This is a genomic window from Clostridium ljungdahlii DSM 13528, assembly GCF_000143685.1.
GTDB classification, from domain to species: Bacteria; Bacillota; Clostridia; order Clostridiales; family Clostridiaceae; genus Clostridium_B; species Clostridium_B ljungdahlii.
Genome location: NC_014328.1, coordinates 217494 through 236059 on the forward strand (window position 1 = coordinate 217494; position 18566 = coordinate 236059).

Consider the following 18566-nt stretch of genomic DNA (forward strand, 5'->3'; position numbering starts at 1 on the left):
TCTTAAATACCTTAATATTATTAAGTTACTTTGGAGGATTGAAATGTTAGTAAAAGCTTATGCTAAAATAAATCTCTCATTAGACGTGGTGGGAAAAAGAAAAGATGGGTATCATCTTTTGAAAATGATAATGCAGAATATAGACTTATATGATGTTTTAAAAATAGATGAGATCAAAACTGGAATACAGATATGCTCTAATAATAGATATATTCCCTGTGACAGGAGAAATTTGGTTTACAGAGCAGCAAAATTATTTATTGATAAATATAATATAAAGAATGGAATTAGTATAAACATAGGTAAAAATATACCTGTATCAGCTGGACTTGCTGGTGGAAGTGCGGATGCTGCAGCTATACTAAAGACTATGAGAAATATTTATACTCCTGAAGTAAGTGATAAAGAATTGAGCGAATTAGGCTTAAATATAGGGGCAGATGTTCCTTATTGTATAATAGGAGGTACAGCCTTGTGCGAGGGGATAGGAGAGAAGGTTACACCACTCATGCCGTTTAGAAACCATATACTCATATTAATTAAACCACCTTTTGGAGTGAGCACAGCAGAGGTATATAAGAGTTTAGACATAAGTAAAATAAAAAGGCATCCTAATACAGAAATTTTAATAGATGCGGTTAATGAATCAAAATTGGAGATGCTGAGTAAAAACATGAAAAATGTTTTGGAAAATGTAACTTTAAAAAAATATCCCGTGCTTAGAAAAATAAAAACTGATTTGATAGATTTTGGAGCAGTTGGTTCACTTATGAGTGGAAGCGGTCCAAGCATTTTTGCTTTTTTTGATGATATGCTAAAAGCACAGAAATGTTATGATAATATGAAAACTAGGTATAGAGAGGTGTTTATTACAAGAACCATTTAAAGGTATATAGAATCTATAATTTGGAAGTTGAATTTATATTCTAGATATTTTGCTGATAATTGATAAAGTATAATTAAGAGTTATGGATGATTTTCTTCTGTTAAAACTCCAGAAAATCTAAAGTATAGTGCTATTGAAGCTTTGATTCAATAAGCTTTAAACTTAAGATTTTTCAAATCGTAGTGGAGAAAAATCCTTATTTACTATTCATTTTTAATCATTAACTTAAAAAGTTCCTGTTTGGTTACAAAACGTATAACTAAGCAGGAATTTTTTATATAGATTTGAAATAAATTAGCAAAAACAATTTTATGAATAAATAAGTTTTATTAGGCGAAAAATAACTTAAAATTACTTCATATAAAGTTGACAAAAGGGAAGAGGGAAAAATGTGAGAATAGTTCATCTGTTTGACAAATATTTTTTTATACTTATGGTAATTGAAGGAATCATTTTGACATTCATTGAATCAAAAAAATTTAAAAGAAATAGGTTAGTAAAAACTGCTTTTAAATCTAGGGTAATTGGCGTAATTTTAATAGTTCTCTCAGTTGTGTTATACGCCTTTTCTATCTATTCTTTTTAAGGAAGTGATAAAAGTGAAAGAAGAGATAAGAAGCACGGTGTCTTCTAGTGTAGATGAAAATATAAAATATTTAAAAGATCTGTTTAAGGATGATTCAGATGTGGTTTTTAGAGAATTTTATATAGGATCTGTAAAATCTGCAATAGTATACATAGACGGAATGGGAGACAAAATGCTTTTGAATGATCTACTTAGAGGATTAATGGCTAGATCAAGATATGTAAAATATGTAGATAATATAAAAGATAGAATGATGAGTGTATCTGATATGAAGGATTTAGATGACTTGAAAAAAGGGGTAGATTTGGTCTTATCAGGAGATACTTTGATGTTTCTTGAAGGAATGAAAAGTTTTTATATAATTTCTACTAGATTATGGCCTGCGAGAGGGGTAACGGAACCTTCAGGAGAAACTGTTTTAAGAGGTTCAAGAGACGGATTTACAGAAACTATAAGATTCAATACAGCACTTGTTAGAAGAAGAGTAAGGGATACCAGATTTAAAATTGTGCCTAAACCACTGGGAGTAAGATCTAAAACCGATGTGGTAATAATGTATATAGACGATATAGTAAATACTAAAGCTCTAAAGGAACTTGAAAAAAGATTAGATAACATTAAAATAGATGCTATTTTAGATAGTGGATATGTAGAACAGCTTATAGAAGACAATAAATGGTCTCTTTTTCCTCAGGTTCAAAGTACTGAGAAACCAGATGTAGTAGCAGCTGCACTTTATGAAGGTAGAATTGCTGTTTTAGTAGATAATTCTCCTTTTGCAATTATAGTTCCAGCTACGATGCCAAATCTGTTTCAATCACCAGATGATTATTATCAAAGGTGGATATATGGGTCTACTATTAGAATAATAAGGTTTATGTCTATTATTCTTTCGCTTATATTGCCTGCTCTTTATGTTGCTGTTACTTCTTTTCATACAGGAATAATACCTACTAAACTAGCATATTTTATTGCAGCTTCAAGAGAAGGAGTACCCTTTCCAGCTTTTGTAGAAGCCATAATTATGGAGGTAAGTTTGGCATTGCTTTTAGAATCTATAGCCAGGTTGCCAAAGGCCATAGGTGCAACTACGGGTATAGTAGGAGGCCTTATTATAGGGCAGGCAGCAGTTCAGGCTGGAATAGTGAGCCCAATAATGATAATAATAGTAGCAATCACAGCTATAACAAGTTTTACTACACCTAATTATGAGATGACAGCTGCATTTAGGCTTATTAGATTTTTACTCATAATTGCATCCGCAATTGCTGGACTTTATGGAATTATGATTGGACTTATATTAACATTGATACACTTAGTTAAACTTAAAAGTTTTGGAATACCTTACCTGTCTCCAATGGTAAATGAAAACATTAATGATTTTAAGGATATGTACCTGAGATTGCCTTTTAGCTTTTTTAAAAGAAGACCAGGGTATATGAAAACTCAAGATAAAATAAGACAAAGATAACTTAAAAACTTAAATTTACACATACTGTAAGTTATGAATTGTGAACTGTGAATTGGTAAGGAGATGGTTATTACATGACACAAAAAAATTTTATAACTGAATTTGGAATGTTCAGTACTATAGTAATAACTATGATAGGTGTAGGATCATTTTCATATCCCGAAGAAGTGGTAAACTATTTAGGTTCAAATGGATGGATTGGAACCATAGTAGAAGGAATATTAGTTTATTTCTTAATTTACATTGCCTATAAAGTTATAAAATTAAATGGATATAACAAGTTATGTACAATACTACAAAATAGCTTTGGAAAGATATTTGGAAGTATTTTAGCACTTATATTTGTTGCATATAATATATTTTTTATATCCATGGGAATGAGGATATTTATAGAAGTTATAAAAATGTATTTACTGGAAAAGACTCCTTCGGAATTTCTAATAATTGTAATGATATTTACGGGAATCTATCTTATAAGAAATGAACTGGGAGATTTGATAAAATTTAATGAAATTTCTTTTTGGATAATGTTTGTGTCAATAGGGTTAATATTTTTGTTTACTTTAAACAAAACACACTTTAACAACAGTATCCCTAACTTTATTAATAGTGATGTTTATGATTATTTAAAAGCGTTTAAAAATACAATATATAGTTTTATCGGCATAGAGATAATATATTTAGTTGGTCCTTTTGCAAAAAATAAAGGAAGTATAAGAAAAATAGCTTTAAAAAGCATCTTGTTTGTAACGTTATTTTATGTTGTTACAGTTATACTGTCTCTGGCTATTTTTTCTGAAGAACAAACTAAAACTTTATTATGGCCTACTATAACAATGATAAAATCTGTGGATATAAGAGGAGCCTTTATAGAGAGATGGGAAGGTATAGCAATGGCTGTATGGATCATGTTTTACTTTTGCAATTTTTCTAATGTATATTACTTGTCTTCAGATATAGTGAAAGATGTATTTAGATTAGGGGATATAAAGATCTCTTCAGCTTTAATAGCTCCCTTTATATATTTGACAGCTATGTATCCTGAAAATATAGCAGAGCTATATCATATAATTAACACAGTAATGCCTGTGGCAGCTGCGTACAGCTTAATATTGCTTCCTTTAATTATATTTTTGTTCAGCAAACCTAAAAGAAACTTAAATGCAAGTAAGTTTATATGCATATTTTTAGTTTGTACTGTGTTAACTGGATGCTGGGATAAAGTTGAGATAGAAAGAACTCAATTGGTATCTGTAATAGGAGTAGATGCAGGAGAAGATATAGGTAAGGTTAAAGAATTAAAAAATGTAAAGTCAACAGATCTTCTAACGTCTGTAAACCTAAAAAAGATTCATGTAACTTTTGGAACACCGGATTTGAGTAAATTAGAACCAGGTAAAGGAGGTATATCTGGGGACAAATATGTTGATGTAGATGGATATTCAATGGAGGATGCTGTAAATACAGCAATGTCTAAAAGCAGTAGAACTGTGAAGTTTAGTCAAACTAAGCTGCTTGTTTTAGGTAAAGGCTTAATGGAATATCCTGATGTAGTAAAAGAAGTCATAGATTATTTGCAAAGAGAGCCTTCTTTAAATAGAAATATGTATATAGTTTTAGCTAGTGGCAGCTCAGATAAATATATAAAAATTAAAACACCTATGGGAAAAAGTACAGAAGATTATATATTGGGATTAGTTGAAGGAGATGCCAAGGACAATGAAGTTAAGACTGTAACTTTAAATGATTTTCTAGTTAGTATGAGTGAAAATGGAAATAGCATAATACCAAAAGTTGAAATGGATAAGGACAAAAAGAATATAAAAATAGCAGGTACTGCAGCTATAAAAAATTTTAAATATGAGGGTGATTTAAATCAAGTTCAGACTTCTAATATACAATTATTACAAGGTAAATTAAAAAATGGTAAAAGAATGATATATTTAGAAGGCCATCCTGTAGATATAAGGATAAATGATAGCAATAGAAGAATAAAGGTGTCTCAAGAAAAAGGCAATTTGGTATTTAATATAAAGTTAAATATTGAAGGTGAGATAAAAAATTATTATACTAATGGTAAGGTTTTATCAGTAGATAAACTGAGCTATATTGAACAAAGTTTTAATAAGGCCATATCACAGGAGTGTAAAGACGCTATAAAAGTTACTCAAAGGGATCTTAAGATTGATCCTATAGGATTTAAGGATTATATAAAAAGATATCATCCTCTCATGTGGAGGCAAGTAAAAGATAAATGGGAGGATTCTTATAAGGATGCAGTTGTAAATGTAAATGTAGATACTAAGATAAGGAGAATTGGTGTAGTAAAATAATAAAATACAGTGAATATAATTGAGATATATGTAAATAATTACTAATGAAATATTCAATAGTTATTAAAAAGTGGGGATGAGATTATGAAGAAATTTTTATTAGTATTTAGTATATGTGTTTTAAGTATATTTACTGTATGTTCCTATTTATGTAAAGTAAAAAGTGACAATATACAAGATGATATGGCATCTAGGATTATAAGATTTCATGTTATAGCAAATAGTGATTCAAAAAGTGATCAGGCACTTAAACTAAAAGTAAGAGACGAAATATTGAAATATATACAACCTAAACTAAAGGACTGTAAAAATATAGACGAATCAAGAAAAGTTTTAATGGAAAATGATAAGGATGTATTAAAAGTAGCCCGTAGAGTAATAAGTGAACAGGGTTATAACTATGAAGTTAAAAGTACCTTATCCAAAGTAAATTTTCCTATAAAGACTTATGGAAATATAACTCTTCCTCAGGGAAGGTATGAGGCTTATAGGGTGATTATAGGCAAAGGACGAGGTCAAAACTGGTGGTGTGTTATGTTTCCTCCATTATGTTTTGTAGATATTACAAAAGGACAAGTATCATACAAAAAGACAGAGCAAGAAATGAAAAAGGTTTTGACACCGGAGGAGTATAAGATGGTAAATAATAATAAATTTGACATAAGTGACAAAAATAATATAAAAGTTAGATTTAAAATAATAGAAGTGTTAAATAAGTTGGGAATATAAATCTAGTGTACAAGGGGGCTGAATATGGTAAGTTCTCAAAACTTGAGAATTTCATACCTTTAATTAGCCCTAACTTGTAATATATGAATCGAAATCTATATTTAACACAAGTTAATTTATAATTCAAATAATTTTAAAGCTGTTTTCAAAAAGTATTTTTCTGCAGATTTAAAAAAAGTTTTAGGACTATTCTTTTCATAAATTTTATCTTCTTCTGTAAAGGAACTTTTATTTGATTTATTTTGTACAAGCCAATTTATTAAATTAAATATATCATTTCCAGCATAAGGTTTAGAAAATTTACTGCAATTTTCTACCATGCTTTTTAGTGCATCTTTAGAGTGAAGAAGTTTTTCTATGTTTTCACCACACTTTTCTATGTCAGTTAAGTTTACAGCCAAGTTATGCCTTAGCAGAAATTGAGCATTTTTTTCTTCTTGACCTGGTATTGGAGAAAATATACCAAGTGGTATTTTGCATATTAAGGCTTCAGTAATAGTAAGTCCTCCTGGTTTTGTTAAAAGAAGGTCGCAAGCTTGCATGTACTTATTTACATGGTCAGTAAAACCTATAATTCTAGTTTCCTTTGAAGAAGAATCTTTAATCTTTGAAAGCTCTGCATAAAGTTTTTTATTTTTCCCTGTTATTATGATTATTTGAATATCTTCATTTATGTTAGCTAGCTGTTTATATATATCTACTATTTTTCCAAGTCCTAGACTTCCACCCATAACTAGTACGGTAAATTTTGATTCGCATAAATCTAATGATTCTAACGTGTCTCCTCTATCATAATTCATATTAAAATCTGGTTTAACAGGTATTCCTAAGTTATAAATAGTGTCTTTGGATATTCCTTTAAAAATCATTTTGCTTATCATATCTTCATTAGAAACTACATAAGCGTCAATATAAGGATGAAGCCAAGAACTATGAGAGTAATAATCAGTGATTATGGACATACAGGGTATGTTCATACTGTATTTTGACTTTAGTACCGACAGCATTTCTGTAGAGAATGAATGGGTAGCTATTAATATATTAGGTTTAAATTCACGAATAAGTGGAATCAGTTTACAAGTCATAGCTTCAATAAGCTTAGAACTTATAGTGTTTGTAATTGTGTAATCATCTTCTGAGTAAGTGTATAATTTCCCATATAAATAAGGGGATACTTTTAGGGATTTTAAATAACTTCCAATTACTACTTTGTCTATTATAGGATTTATATATTTAATGGTATCAATAATCTTTACTTCTGATTTTGGAGCTTTTAAGGCTATGTAACTTTTTATAGCTTCTGCAGCGTTACCATGTCCGCCTCCCGCAGAAATCGAAAGAATTAAAACTTTCATTTAATCACCTTCTGGTTAAGTATGTAATTTAATTATATAAAATGTACGGAAAATAATAAACTCATTTAACTAACATTTAAGAAAAAATTAATAATAAGTAATAAATATAGTATTGGCTTTTAAATTTTATATTAAACAAATAATACATAACAATTAGGTAAATGCAAACAATATAAAAAGAGTCAAAATGTAATAATGCAGGAATTATCATCGGATCAAGTGATTCTTAGGTTCAGATGGAGTTTGCTTATAAGTATGACTTTTTCCAGCTGAACCTTATTAACAGTATTCTTAGTGTCTTTAGCACTTAGAATACGTTATCCTTTAGGGGAAGAACTTATCCAGTAGCAGTGCTTATCCCCAACTTTGATAGAAAAGCAGATATCCCAAGTCTTTGATTTGGTGATAGTCGCTTTCACTGTGTGCGATGGGGGACGTTAGCAATGGTAGCGATCGGATAAATGGTGAGATTAGTCATAAAAAGAGGTGGAAATTTATGAAGTTTTCTAAAAAAAGAATAATGTATACTGCCATAGTAACTTTAATTGTAGTGTTTTCGAGTACATTTGCCGTATTAATGACACTTGAAAGAAATGATTATAGAAATTATTTGCAGGGTGAGTATGGTAAAAGTATGTATGAATTAATAGATGCAGTGCAAAATATAAGAACTAATTTAACCAAAGCGGCTATAGTTGGATCAAGGGAACAACAGATAGTAGTTTTTGACGAAATATTTAGGTATTCTGCTATAGCTAGTGATAAATTGCATTCACTTCCAGTGTCCCAATCTACTATATCGGATACTAGTAAGTTTTTAACTCAGGTAGGAGATTTCTGTTATAGTTTAGGCAGATCATCTACAGAAGGAAAACAGTTAAGCGAAAAAGATTATAATGATATAGAAAGATTAAAAAAGCAATCCAATGTACTTGAAAATCAGCTGGAATTAGTATCTAACAATATAAATCAAGGAAAGGTAAAATGGGGAGAAATAAGAAAAAAGATTACAGGTGTTTTTGCCCAAAGTAACGATGTATCAATATCTGAACAATTTAAGGGAATACAAAAACAGGTCCTTCAATATCCTACATTAATTTATGATGGGCCATTTTCAGATAATACACTTCAGATAAACCCTAAAATAAAATTACAAAAAGAAGTTTCTCAAGGTGAGGCAGAAAAAACTGCTAGGCAGGTTATTGGAAAAGATAAGATAGAAAATATGGATGTATCTTCTGTTAATGAAAAATCCAACATAGGGGTATATAGATTTTCTGCAGCATTAAAGGGAAGAACTAAAAAAGACAGCAGAGTGGTATGTGAAATAAGTAAAAATGGAGGGAAGGTATACTACTTAATAAATGATAAGAGTATAAATAACAGCTCTATGGACGTTAAAAAGGCTTCTGAAATTGGATTGAAGTATTTAAATAATTTAGGTTATAAAAATATGATTACTACGTATTCCCTAAGATATAATAATGTGGCAGTAATAAACTATGTGTATAGTCAAAATGGTATACTTGTTTATCCTGATCAGATTAAACTAAAGATAGCTTTAGATAATGGAGAAATTATAGGTGTGGAAGCAGAAAAGTACTTAATATCCCATGAAGAAAATAGAAAAATAGAAACCCCTAAGTTAAGCTATGGAGAAGCTGAGAAGAGAGTTAGCAAGAGGCTTAATGTAACAAGTAAGAGGCTTACTATAATTCCTACAGAAACTAATAAGGAAATATTATGTTACGAATTTTCTGGAAATTATAAGGGGGATTACTTTAAAGTTTATGTAAATACAAGTACGGGATATGAGGAGAGAATAATTCAAATAATTGACACTCCTAATGGTAAACTCGCTATGTAAAGCAGTGCTATTTTCTTTTAAATGTCTAGTTTAGAATGATGGAAACTTCACTTATTTGGTGAGGTTTCCAAAGTGCGAAAAAGTATTTCACGATTGGAATAGATTTTAATATTAAAATTAGTCTGATATAATGTATATATTAGTTATTTTAGACTAAAGGGGAGGCGAAGTACGTTATAGCTTTACTAAAATCCATAGGTTTTGATAAAGTTTTAATAACGAAATTATGAAAAAGAAGGCTATTATATATGTATCCAGTAAACAAACTGATGAGGAAGAACCTATAGAAGTTGTTACTCCAGGAAGTTTTTATAAAAAAAATGATTCCTATTATGCTGTTTATAAAGAAACTGAATTATCCGGAATGGAAGGAACTACTACTACATTGAAGATAAAACAGGATAAGTTCTCTCTCATAAGAATGGGGAGTACTAGTACTAAAATGGATTTTGATAAGAATAAAAAAAATGTGTCCATGTATAAAACACCTTATGGAACTATAGAGCTGAGAATAGAAACAAATAGTTTGAATATAAACGTAGACGAACAAGGTGGGGATATAATGATAAATTATAAAATTAGTACTGCAGGACAAGCATTAAAAAATACCAAGCTAAAAGTAAATATAAAAGTTAATGAATAAGTTTTTTGGGCAGTCTTGATTAAAGTATTCACATATGGCAATTAATTAAATATATAGTAATGAAAAGAGAGGGTTGATTGATTGCAATGAAATATTTTAGAAATAAAGAAGAAGTATATACTAAAATAATTAAAATGCTATGTGAATACAAGGGATTTAGTAGGAAAGATATGTTTAAAATATTAAAAAATGAATCTTGCAGATACTTATTTTTTTTGCTTATTAAAAAATATGAATGCTGTGATATGGAATTATTGAAAAAAGATTTTCCCTCTGTGAACAGTAAAAATGTAAAAAGGAATATAAAAAGAGCAGAAGAAAAATTATTGCTTGATAAAAAAATAAGAGAAATGTATTTTGAAGCAGAAGATATAATAAACAAAGTAAAATAAATATTTATAGAAAAGAATAAAAAAATATGGAATATAAATAGAAAGTGTGATATCATAGTAAATATGTTTTGAACAAAAATACACCATTTTACTATTTATGAAGGTAATTGTTATTATAAAACTAATTAATTAGTTTGTCAATAATTAATTAGTTTTATAATGTTATTTATATTTTTAAATAGTTAAATTAAAGATTGTAATACTAAAACTTTATAGGATAAAAAACAGGGGGTGAAACTGCTTTTAAAAGCAGAAATTTTATGAATACAAAATATATATTTGTAACCGGAGGAGTAGTATCTTCACTAGGAAAAGGAATAACCGCAGCTTCATTAGGAAGACTTCTAAAGAATAGAGGATTAAAGGTTTCAATTCAAAAATTTGACCCATATATAAATGTAGATCCAGGTACTATGAGCCCATATCAGCATGGTGAGGTTTTTGTTACAGATGATGGAGCAGAGACGGATTTGGATTTAGGGCATTATGAAAGATTTATAGATGAAAATTTAAGTAAAAATAATAATGTTACTACAGGAAAAATATATTGGTCAGTAATATCAAAAGAAAGAAAAGGGGAATATCTAGGAAGTACAGTTCAGGTAATTCCACACATAACAAATGAAATAAAATCAAGGGTATATAGGGTTGCCAAAGAACAAGATATTGATGTAGTTATAACTGAAATAGGTGGTACTGTAGGAGATATAGAATCCCAGCCTTTTTTAGAAGCCATAAGACAGATAAAATATGATGTTGGAATAGAAAATGTATGTTTTATACATGTTACTCTAGTACCTTATTTGCAAAAGTCAGGAGAATTGAAAACAAAACCTACTCAACATTCAGTTAAGGAACTTAGGGGTATAGGAATACAACCAGATATAATAGTATGTCGTTCAGAGGCGTCTATATCTAATGACTTAAAGGAAAAGATAGCTTTATTTTGCAATGTAGAAAGAGATTCTGTTATTCAAAACTTAGATGCTGAAAATTTATATGAAGTTCCATTGATGCTTCATAAAGAAGGACTAGATGAATTGGTATGTAAGAAATTGAAATTAGAATGCAGTGAAATAGATAATTCGGAATGGATTAAAATGGTAGATAATATCAAAAAATTATCTAAAGATGTAAATATAGCTTTAGTTGGAAAATATGTAGAGCTTCATGATGCATATATATCTGTAGTTGAGGCATTAAATCATGGAGGATATGCTAACGATACTAATGTAAATATAAAGTGGATAAACTCTGAAGATGTTACTAGTAAAAATGTAGGAGAACACTTAAAAGACATAGATGGAGTGCTGATTCCGGGAGGATTTGGTGATAGAGGAATAGAAGGTAAAATATTAGCCGCAGGTTGGGCTAGAAAGAATAAAATTCCTTTTTTCGGAATATGTCTTGGCATGCAGTGTGCTGTAATAGAGTTTGCCAGAAATGTACTTGGATATGACGGAGCACATAGCTCAGAAATAGACCCAGACACTAAATATCCTGTTATAGATTTAATGCCAGATCAAAAGGATATAGATGAAAAAGGTGGTACTATGAGGCTTGGAATATATCCATGTAAGCTTTTAAAGGATAGTAATTGTTTTAAAGCTTATGAAGAAGAAGTTATATATGAGAGACATAGACATAGATATGAATTTAATAATTATTATAGAAAAAATTTATCACAGGCAGGTCTTGTTCTTTCAGGAACGAGCCCTGATTCAAGGTTAGTAGAAATTGTAGAAATAAAAGACCATCCATGGTTTGTAGGCGTACAATTTCATCCAGAACTTAAATCAAGACCTAATAGACCACATCCATTATTTAGGGATTTCATAAAAGCTTCTTTAAATAATAAAAATTAATATATTTTTAAATTAAGAAATTGGTATGTGTTAGTGAAAACTACATATACCAATTTTTGTCGAGAAAATAATATAAATAAAAGTAATATAAACAATTTTTATGAAGGATTTTAGTAATATTTATAGAAATATTAATGTATATAGTATTAAGATATTTAAAGAAATACTATATTTTATTCTGAAATACCAATTTTATGGGGGGTGAGGTTTATGGTATTTGAAACGAATATAAGCATTGCTGTTATAAGTCCAGAAGGGAAATACTGTATCAAGGATTTCTCTCTATTTGACACTAACAAAATTAATGAAAGTTTCACCTCTTTAAAGGTAAGTTCTATAAATAATGGCGTATTATCCTTAAAAATAAAATGTGGACTTTGCGGGAGCATTCACTATTATAAATATAATATAAATAAAGTAGTTAAAAAAAATATTATAATTGGAGGATGCGAGTTGTTAGGGTTCCCTATATTTTGTATAGGAAATCGTAAGAGCGTAGAAGAAAAAATATTAAGGTATACTCGAGCTAATAAAAAAATATATGCTATGATATAAATTTTTTGTAATTATCAAAAATAATGTAGATTAAAATATAGAAAAAGGGTATAATGTTATATGTATATAAGCATTTCTATATGGAATTTTCTTAATTAGTAATGATATTTTCAATTATATTTTAAATGTTTCCCTAAATTTAATTGTAATATAAAATTAGACAATTGTGAGGTGTTACCTTTTGGACGATAAAGATATAGATAATATGACGGTTTTGCAATTAAAACAAATTGCAAAAACTTTGGAAATAAAAAATATATCAAAATATAAAAAAAGCCAATTGATTGAAGAAATAAAAAAAGTATCTCCTGCCCATATCAAAAAGGGTGGTGTTATACTTAGAGAAAAAATAAGCCCTAAAGATGAAGTCCCAAATAGGCATAAAGAAGCAGAACATACTGTAAGGCATAGTGAGAACAAAGCACAGGAAGATAAAAATGAAGAACAAAAGACAAATGGAAACGAAAAAAGAGAAAAACTTAAAGAAATGATAAGTGAATCAGATAGTGCAAGGGGAGTACTTGAAATAATAGAAAATAATAATTATGGATTTTTAAGAGGAAAGAACTACTTAACAGGACCTGATGATATATATGTGTCTCCATCTCAGATAAGGAGATTCAATTTAAAAACAGGAGATGAAGTTTGCGGTAAAGTTAGGATTCCTAAGGAAGGTGAAAAATTTAAGGCATTATTGTATGTTGAAAAAGTAAATGGAGAGAATCCAGAAAGGGCAGTGGGAAGAAAACCTTTTGAAACACTCACTCCTGTTTATCCTAATGAAAGGATAAAGTTAGAAACCAATAGTGCTGATTTATCTACAAGACTAATGGATATAATCTCGCCTATAGGAAAAGGACAAAGAGGAATTATAGTTGCCCCACCTAAAGCAGGTAAAACTACTCTTCTAAAAAAGATAGCCCAAAGTATTTCAAAAAACCATCCAGGAATACAATTAATAGTTGTGCTTATAGATGAAAGACCGGAAGAAGTTACGGATATGCAAAGGTCCATAAATGGAGAAGTTATTTATTCAACTTTTGATGAGGAACCAGAACATCATACTAAAGTTGCATATATGGTACTTGAACGTACTAAGAGAATGGTAGAACAAGGACAGGATGTGGTAATATTATTAGATAGTATTACTAGACTTTCTAGAGCATATAATTTGACTATAACTCCTACAGGTAGGACTCTTTCAGGAGGACTAGATCCTGGAGCATTAGTAATGCCTAAAAAGTTTTTCGGTGCGGCTAGAAATATAGAAGAAGGTGGAAGTCTTACTATACTTGCTACTGCACTTATTGAAACTGGAAGCAGAATGGATGACATGATATTTGAGGAATTTAAAGGCACTGGAAACATGGAAATACATTTGGATAGAAAGCTTCAGGAAAGAAGAATATTCCCTGCCATAGATGTATACAAATCTGGAACAAGAAGAGATGATTTACTATTTAAAAGTCAATTAGAGAAAGAAGCAGCTTTCAACATAAGAAAAGTTATATATGATGAAAATAATACTCAAAATGTTACAGAACAATTGATAAGTTTACTTTCAAAAACTAGGAACAATTATGAATTTATGAATATTGTAAGCAAGATGAACATGAACAAACTAGGAGAAAAGTAAAAAATTAAAAACCTGTCTTTTAAATAAAAGACAGGTTTTATAATAACAATTTAGAAAAATATGTCTATTCTTCGATTTTTAAATTAAATTTCTTTAAGAATTTATCTACTCTTCCACCAGCATCAATAGCCTTTTGTTTACCAGTGTAGAATGGATGGCACTTAGAACATATTTCCACTTTTAACTCTTTTTGTGTTGAACCAGTTGTAAAAGTGTTTCCACATGCACACTTAACTACCGCATCGTGATAGTATTCTGGATGTATGCCGTTTTTCATATTAGTCACCTCTTTCAAATTTAAATAACAAAACTCTAATTTTAACTTCTGTATTATAACATAGGCATATGGGTAAGTCAATAAAGCCTAATTCGTTATAATATAGAATAATGTGATTTAATGTATAGCTTATGTTAAAATGTATTTATTCCATTTAATACGAGGTGATACAATGTCAAGAAAAACATCAGTTGGAGGCCAGGCTGTGATAGAAGGTGTTATGATGAGGGGAAGTCATGGTATGGCTACTGCTGTTAGAAAACCAGATGGCGAGATTGTTGTAAATAGAGAGGACAGTATATCTTATACTAAAAGAAATAGATTTTTAGGATTGCCAGTGATAAGGGGATTTGTATCTTTAATAGAAGCTATGGTGATGGGGATAAGTACACTTAATTATTCTGCTTCATTTTTTGATGATGAAGAGGAGCCCACTAAGTTTGACAAATGCTTTAGAAGCATATTTAAGGAAAAAAGTGATAATGTACTTATGGGAGTTACTATTTTTATATCGCTTGGAATAGCTGTACTCTTATTTTTTATATTTCCTACTTTTGCAGCAAATATATTTAAAAGGTTCGGAGTGCATGGAAGTGTACAGCTCAATATGATTGAAGGTATAATCAGGGTAATTATATTTTTAGGTTATATATTCCTCATAGGTAATATGTCTGATATAAGTAGAATATTTCAGTATCATGGTGCAGAACACAAGACTATTTTCTGTTATGAAAATGAAGAGGAACTTACTCCTGAGAAAGCCAAAAAATTTAAAAGGCTTCATCCAAGATGCGGCACAAATTTTTTGTTTTTAGTTATGATAGTAAGTATAATACTTTTTTCTTTAACTGGCTGGGGTAATATTTTGCAAAGAATTTTATACAGGGTAATTCTACTGCCTTTGGTTTCTGGAGTCACCTATGAAATTATAAGGTGGATGGGCAGAAGCAATAGTTATTTTTCAAATGTGCTTGCCTATCCTGGGCTCATGCTGCAAAAGCTTACTACAAGAGAACCGGATTATAGCCAACTGGAAGTGGCAATTATAGCTTTAAAGTATGCGGAAGGAATTGAAAAAGAAATAGAAGAAAGTAGATATAGTGAAAGTGGAGAGATAAAGAGGGTTGTGGAATTGGATAACGATGGGAACGAAATTGTAAAAAACGAACACAATGAAGATTGTGAAGAAAACTTAATGAAGGCAGAGAATTCTTATGAAAAGTAGAGTAAGTAGTATAAGAGAGCTTTTAAAAAGAGGATATGAAGTTTTAAAAAATAGAGAAATAGAAAGCTATGCTTTGGATGCACAACTCCTTTTGGGAAAAGTATTAAACAAGGACAGATTATTTATGCTTATAAACGGCGATTATAAAGTCCCAGAAAAAGAAACTGAAGAATACTATAAGTACTTAAAATTAAGAGAGGATAAAATGCCTGTAAAATATATATTAGGACATTGTGAATTTATGGGTATTGATTTTATAGTGAAACCTGGGGTGCTAATCCCTAGGCCTGATACTGAGACTTTAGTAGAGCAAGCGTTAATTCAAATAAAGCATAATAATTTTCATAATATATGTGATGTATGTTGTGGAACAGGGATTATTGGAATATCTATTGCTAAACTTATAGAAGGTATGAATGTAAAATGCTGCGATATATCCTCTACAGCTTGTGAGGTTACGGCAGAAAATATAAGAAGATTTTCCTTAGAGGAAAAAGTTCAGGTAGTCAAGAGTAATTTAATGGAATATTATATTCAAAACGAGGTAAAGTTTCATATGATTGTATCTAATCCGCCATATATAAAAGAAAGCAGTATACCTACTTTAATGGAAGATGTGAAAAACTATGAGCCTAGAGAGGCACTTTCTGGAGGCAAAGATGGATTAGAATTTTATAGAAAAATAACTAAAGAGAGTTTGAGGGTTTTAGAAAGCAATGGAATTATTATGTTTGAAATAGGTTATGACCAAAGAGAGTCAGTTTCAGACATATTAGCGCAAAACGGATTTAAAAATATAATGTGTATAAAAGATTTAGCAGGGAAAGATAGGGTGATTAAAGGAGTGTTATAAATAAAAATGTTATGATATAATAATATATTGTGAAAATATTTATACGGAGTGATAAAAATTATGTTAGAAAGACTTAATTTTATAGAAAATAAGTATGAAGAGTTATCTATTAAGATAAGTGACCCACAAGTTATGGCAGACCAAAAAGAATGGCAAAAGTTATGCAAAGAAAATGCAGAGTTAGAGGAAATAGTTACAAAATACAGAGAATATAAAAAAGCTCAGCAGGAGCTGGAAGACAACAAAGAGATGCTTAAGGAAGAAACAGATAGGGAAATGAAGGAAATGGAACAAGAAGAAATAAAAAGGCTTACAGAAGTTATAGAAGAAAGTGAAAATGATCTAAGAGTACTCCTTCTTCCTAAAGACCCAAATGATGATAAAAATGTATTTGTGGAAATTAGAGCAGGAGCAGGAGGAGAAGAAGCAGCTTTATTTGCTGCAAATCTCACTAGAATGTATACAAGATATGCAGAACGCCAGGCATGGAATATAGAGACTATGAGTATAAATGCCACAGATATAGGCGGATTTAAAGAAATTGTATTCATGGTAAAGGGAAAGGGAGCCTATAGCAGATTAAAGTATGAAAGTGGAACTCATAGAGTACAGAGAGTGCCAGATACCGAGTCAAGTGGAAGAATTCACACTTCAACGGCTACAGTAGCAGTACTTCCGGAAGTTGATGATGTAGATGTAGTTATAAACCCAAATGATATAAGAATAGATGTATTTAGAGCATCAGGACATGGAGGACAATGTGTAAATACTACTGACTCAGCAGTTAGAATTACCCACTTACCTACGGGGCTTGTGGTATCCTGTCAGGACGAAAAATCCCAACTTAAAAATAAGGAAAAAGGCATGAAAGTTTTGAAATCCAGACTTTATGAAAGGGCAGAGAAAGAAAGAAGTGCCAGCATAGCTGAGGATAGAAAAAGTCAGGTTGGAACAGGAGATAGAAGTGAAAGAATAAGAACTTATAACTATCCACAGGGTAGGGTTACAGATCATAGAATAGGATTAACTTTATATAAATTAGATTCATTTTTAGATGGAAATATAGATGAAATAATAGACGCACTTATAACTGCAGATCAGGCAGAAAAAATGAAGGAAATGGGAAATGATTGATAGTAAGTGTAATGAAAATGGGAGAGGAGTTGAAAAACCGTTAAGTGCTATCTAACGGGGAAGTATGAACATAGATAAAGCCATTAGAAAGCAAAAAAAATCTTACAAGATATTTATGCTGTCTATGTGCTTTATTTTTTGTGTAATGCCTACAGCTCTTATTTTAGCCAGGAAATTTAATATATTTTATATAATTTACTTAATAGTTCTAGAAGTGCTTATTTTTCTAGCTATTGTTATTAGAATCAATAATGAATTTTTAAAATTTAATTATGATGGATATAAGCTAAAATTGAAAATAGGAATTAGAAGGGCTAAATTAAGTATAATATGTGACAAAATTGTTTTGGTACATGTAGAAAATTATATTTCAAAGTACAGAGACAACTCCAATTTTAGAATAATCATTTTATCAACTTCCAAGTTTAGAAGTGATAGGATGATATTGGTACATAAAGAATTTTTCAAAAGACATTCTTATGTAGCACATCAGTATAATAAAATGAAAATTTTGCATCCTGAAAATACCTTTTACTATACTATAATAAAAAGAGGGGAATTGAACAAATATCCACTTTTGGACACTATTTATAAGAGTTGTGTTTATGCTCACTTTACTGAGGAAACCATTGAAAGAATAAAATATTATAGAGAAAACTCAGAAAATTACATTGATAATAAGAAAAAATAAAATGTATTCATATATTGAAGAGTCTTAAAATAAACATGATATATAAATAATAATATAAGGTGATTTTT

The 18566-nt window shown here is 29.9% G+C and carries 17 protein-coding genes; 15 read left to right on the forward strand and 2 right to left on the reverse strand.

Annotated elements, in window-relative coordinates:
• The first annotated feature begins 43 nt into the window (after positions 1–43).
• The 5 genes from ispE to spoIIR all read left to right on the forward strand — a co-directional run bounded on the left by ispE (position 44) and on the right by spoIIR (position 6005).
• On the forward strand, positions 44–886 hold the full coding sequence (gene ispE, locus CLJU_RS01030; protein WP_013236901.1) for a 4-(cytidine 5'-diphospho)-2-C-methyl-D-erythritol kinase: 843 nt from the start codon (positions 44–46) through the stop codon (positions 884–886).
• 391 nt (positions 887–1277) lie between these two features.
• Positions 1278–1472, forward strand: a complete 195-nt coding sequence (locus CLJU_RS23260) for a CLC_0170 family protein (RefSeq protein ID WP_013236902.1) — start codon at positions 1278–1280, stop codon at positions 1470–1472.
• 13 nt (positions 1473–1485) lie between these two features.
• On the forward strand, positions 1486–2943 hold the full coding sequence (locus CLJU_RS01040; RefSeq protein ID WP_013236903.1) for a spore germination protein: 1458 nt from the start codon (positions 1486–1488) through the stop codon (positions 2941–2943).
• A 74-nt stretch (positions 2944–3017) separates the two neighbouring features.
• Positions 3018–5276, forward strand: coding sequence for a Ger(x)C family spore germination protein (locus CLJU_RS01045; RefSeq protein WP_013236904.1), 2259 nt, complete (start codon positions 3018–3020; stop codon positions 5274–5276).
• Positions 5277–5360: 84 nt separating this feature from the next.
• Complete coding sequence (spoIIR, locus tag CLJU_RS01050) at positions 5361–6005, forward strand: stage II sporulation protein R (RefSeq protein WP_013236905.1); 645 nt, start codon at positions 5361–5363, stop codon at positions 6003–6005.
• A 116-nt stretch (positions 6006–6121) separates the two neighbouring features.
• On the opposite strand, the gene CLJU_RS01055 is transcribed toward spoIIR, so the two are convergent.
• Positions 6122–7360, reverse strand: coding sequence for an MGDG synthase family glycosyltransferase (locus CLJU_RS01055; RefSeq protein ID WP_013236906.1), 1239 nt, complete (start codon positions 7358–7360; stop codon positions 6122–6124).
• Between the two features lie 496 nt (positions 7361–7856).
• Here CLJU_RS01055 and ypeB point away from each other — a divergent pair, with 496 nt between their 5' ends.
• From ypeB to rho, 6 genes are all read left to right on the forward strand, one after another.
• Positions 7857–9227 carry a germination protein YpeB gene (ypeB, locus tag CLJU_RS01060; RefSeq protein WP_013236907.1) on the forward strand — a complete coding sequence of 457 codons (1371 nt, stop codon included), beginning with the start codon at positions 7857–7859 and terminating at the stop codon, positions 9225–9227.
• Between the two features lie 226 nt (positions 9228–9453).
• Positions 9454–9870 (forward strand): YwiB family protein, encoded by a 417-nt coding sequence (locus CLJU_RS01065; protein ID WP_013236908.1) that lies wholly within the window; start codon positions 9454–9456, stop codon positions 9868–9870.
• 86 nt (positions 9871–9956) lie between these two features.
• Positions 9957–10262, forward strand: coding sequence for a hypothetical protein (locus tag CLJU_RS01070; protein WP_013236909.1), 306 nt, complete (start codon positions 9957–9959; stop codon positions 10260–10262).
• A 260-nt stretch (positions 10263–10522) separates the two neighbouring features.
• Positions 10523–12127 (forward strand): CTP synthase, encoded by a 1605-nt coding sequence (locus CLJU_RS01075; protein WP_013236910.1) that lies wholly within the window; start codon positions 10523–10525, stop codon positions 12125–12127.
• A 210-nt stretch (positions 12128–12337) separates the two neighbouring features.
• Complete coding sequence (locus CLJU_RS01080) at positions 12338–12682, forward strand: hypothetical protein (RefSeq protein ID WP_013236911.1); 345 nt, start codon at positions 12338–12340, stop codon at positions 12680–12682.
• Positions 12683–12887: 205 nt separating this feature from the next.
• Positions 12888–14318 carry a transcription termination factor Rho gene (rho, locus tag CLJU_RS01085; RefSeq protein WP_406541098.1) on the forward strand — a complete coding sequence of 477 codons (1431 nt, stop codon included), beginning with the start codon at positions 12888–12890 and terminating at the stop codon, positions 14316–14318.
• 64 nt (positions 14319–14382) lie between these two features.
• Here the strand turns inward: rho and rpmE are convergent, their stop codons facing one another.
• Complete coding sequence (gene rpmE, locus CLJU_RS01090; RefSeq protein ID WP_013236913.1) at positions 14383–14595, reverse strand: 50S ribosomal protein L31; 213 nt, start codon at positions 14593–14595, stop codon at positions 14383–14385.
• A gap of 172 nt (positions 14596–14767) precedes the next feature.
• Here rpmE and CLJU_RS01095 point away from each other — a divergent pair, with 172 nt between their 5' ends.
• From CLJU_RS01095 to CLJU_RS01110, 4 genes are all read left to right on the forward strand, one after another.
• Positions 14768–15820, forward strand: a complete 1053-nt coding sequence (locus CLJU_RS01095) for a DUF1385 domain-containing protein (protein WP_013236914.1) — start codon at positions 14768–14770, stop codon at positions 15818–15820.
• Positions 15810–16673, forward strand: coding sequence for a peptide chain release factor N(5)-glutamine methyltransferase (gene prmC, locus CLJU_RS01100; protein WP_013236915.1), 864 nt, complete (start codon positions 15810–15812; stop codon positions 16671–16673). Before CLJU_RS01095 ends, prmC begins: the two co-directional genes overlap by 11 nt.
• Before the next feature lie 60 nt (positions 16674–16733).
• Positions 16734–17807 carry a peptide chain release factor 1 gene (gene prfA / locus CLJU_RS01105; RefSeq protein ID WP_013236916.1) on the forward strand — a complete coding sequence of 358 codons (1074 nt, stop codon included), beginning with the start codon at positions 16734–16736 and terminating at the stop codon, positions 17805–17807.
• A 64-nt stretch (positions 17808–17871) separates the two neighbouring features.
• Complete coding sequence (locus tag CLJU_RS01110) at positions 17872–18498, forward strand: hypothetical protein (protein ID WP_013236917.1); 627 nt, start codon at positions 17872–17874, stop codon at positions 18496–18498.
• The last annotated feature ends 68 nt before the right edge of the window (positions 18499–18566 follow it).

Bases quoted from the DNA above. Each gene is read 5' to 3' on its own strand.
- ispE (WP_013236901.1), top strand. From the start codon at position 44: ATGTTAGTAAAAGCTTATGCTAAAATAAATCTCTCATTAGACGTGGTG.
- CLJU_RS01045 (WP_013236904.1), top strand. From the start codon at position 3,018: ATGACACAAAAAAATTTTATAACTGAATTTGGAATGTTCAGTACTATA.
- spoIIR (WP_013236905.1), top strand. From the start codon at position 5,361: ATGAAGAAATTTTTATTAGTATTTAGTATATGTGTTTTAAGTATATTT.
- CLJU_RS01055 (WP_013236906.1), bottom strand. From the start codon at position 7,360: ATGAAAGTTTTAATTCTTTCGATTTCTGCGGGAGGCGGACATGGTAAC.
- ypeB (WP_013236907.1), top strand. From the start codon at position 7,857: ATGAAGTTTTCTAAAAAAAGAATAATGTATACTGCCATAGTAACTTTA.
- CLJU_RS01065 (WP_013236908.1), top strand. From the start codon at position 9,454: ATGAAAAAGAAGGCTATTATATATGTATCCAGTAAACAAACTGATGAG.
- CLJU_RS01070 (WP_013236909.1), top strand. From the start codon at position 9,957: ATGAAATATTTTAGAAATAAAGAAGAAGTATATACTAAAATAATTAAA.
- CLJU_RS01075 (WP_013236910.1), top strand. From the start codon at position 10,523: ATGAATACAAAATATATATTTGTAACCGGAGGAGTAGTATCTTCACTA.
- CLJU_RS01080 (WP_013236911.1), top strand. From the start codon at position 12,338: ATGGTATTTGAAACGAATATAAGCATTGCTGTTATAAGTCCAGAAGGG.
- rho (WP_406541098.1), top strand. From the start codon at position 12,888: ATGACGGTTTTGCAATTAAAACAAATTGCAAAAACTTTGGAAATAAAA.
- rpmE (WP_013236913.1), bottom strand. From the start codon at position 14,595: ATGAAAAACGGCATACATCCAGAATACTATCACGATGCGGTAGTTAAG.
- CLJU_RS01095 (WP_013236914.1), top strand. From the start codon at position 14,768: ATGTCAAGAAAAACATCAGTTGGAGGCCAGGCTGTGATAGAAGGTGTT.
- prmC (WP_013236915.1), top strand. From the start codon at position 15,810: ATGAAAAGTAGAGTAAGTAGTATAAGAGAGCTTTTAAAAAGAGGATAT.
- prfA (WP_013236916.1), top strand. From the start codon at position 16,734: ATGTTAGAAAGACTTAATTTTATAGAAAATAAGTATGAAGAGTTATCT.
- CLJU_RS01110 (WP_013236917.1), top strand. From the start codon at position 17,872: ATGAACATAGATAAAGCCATTAGAAAGCAAAAAAAATCTTACAAGATA.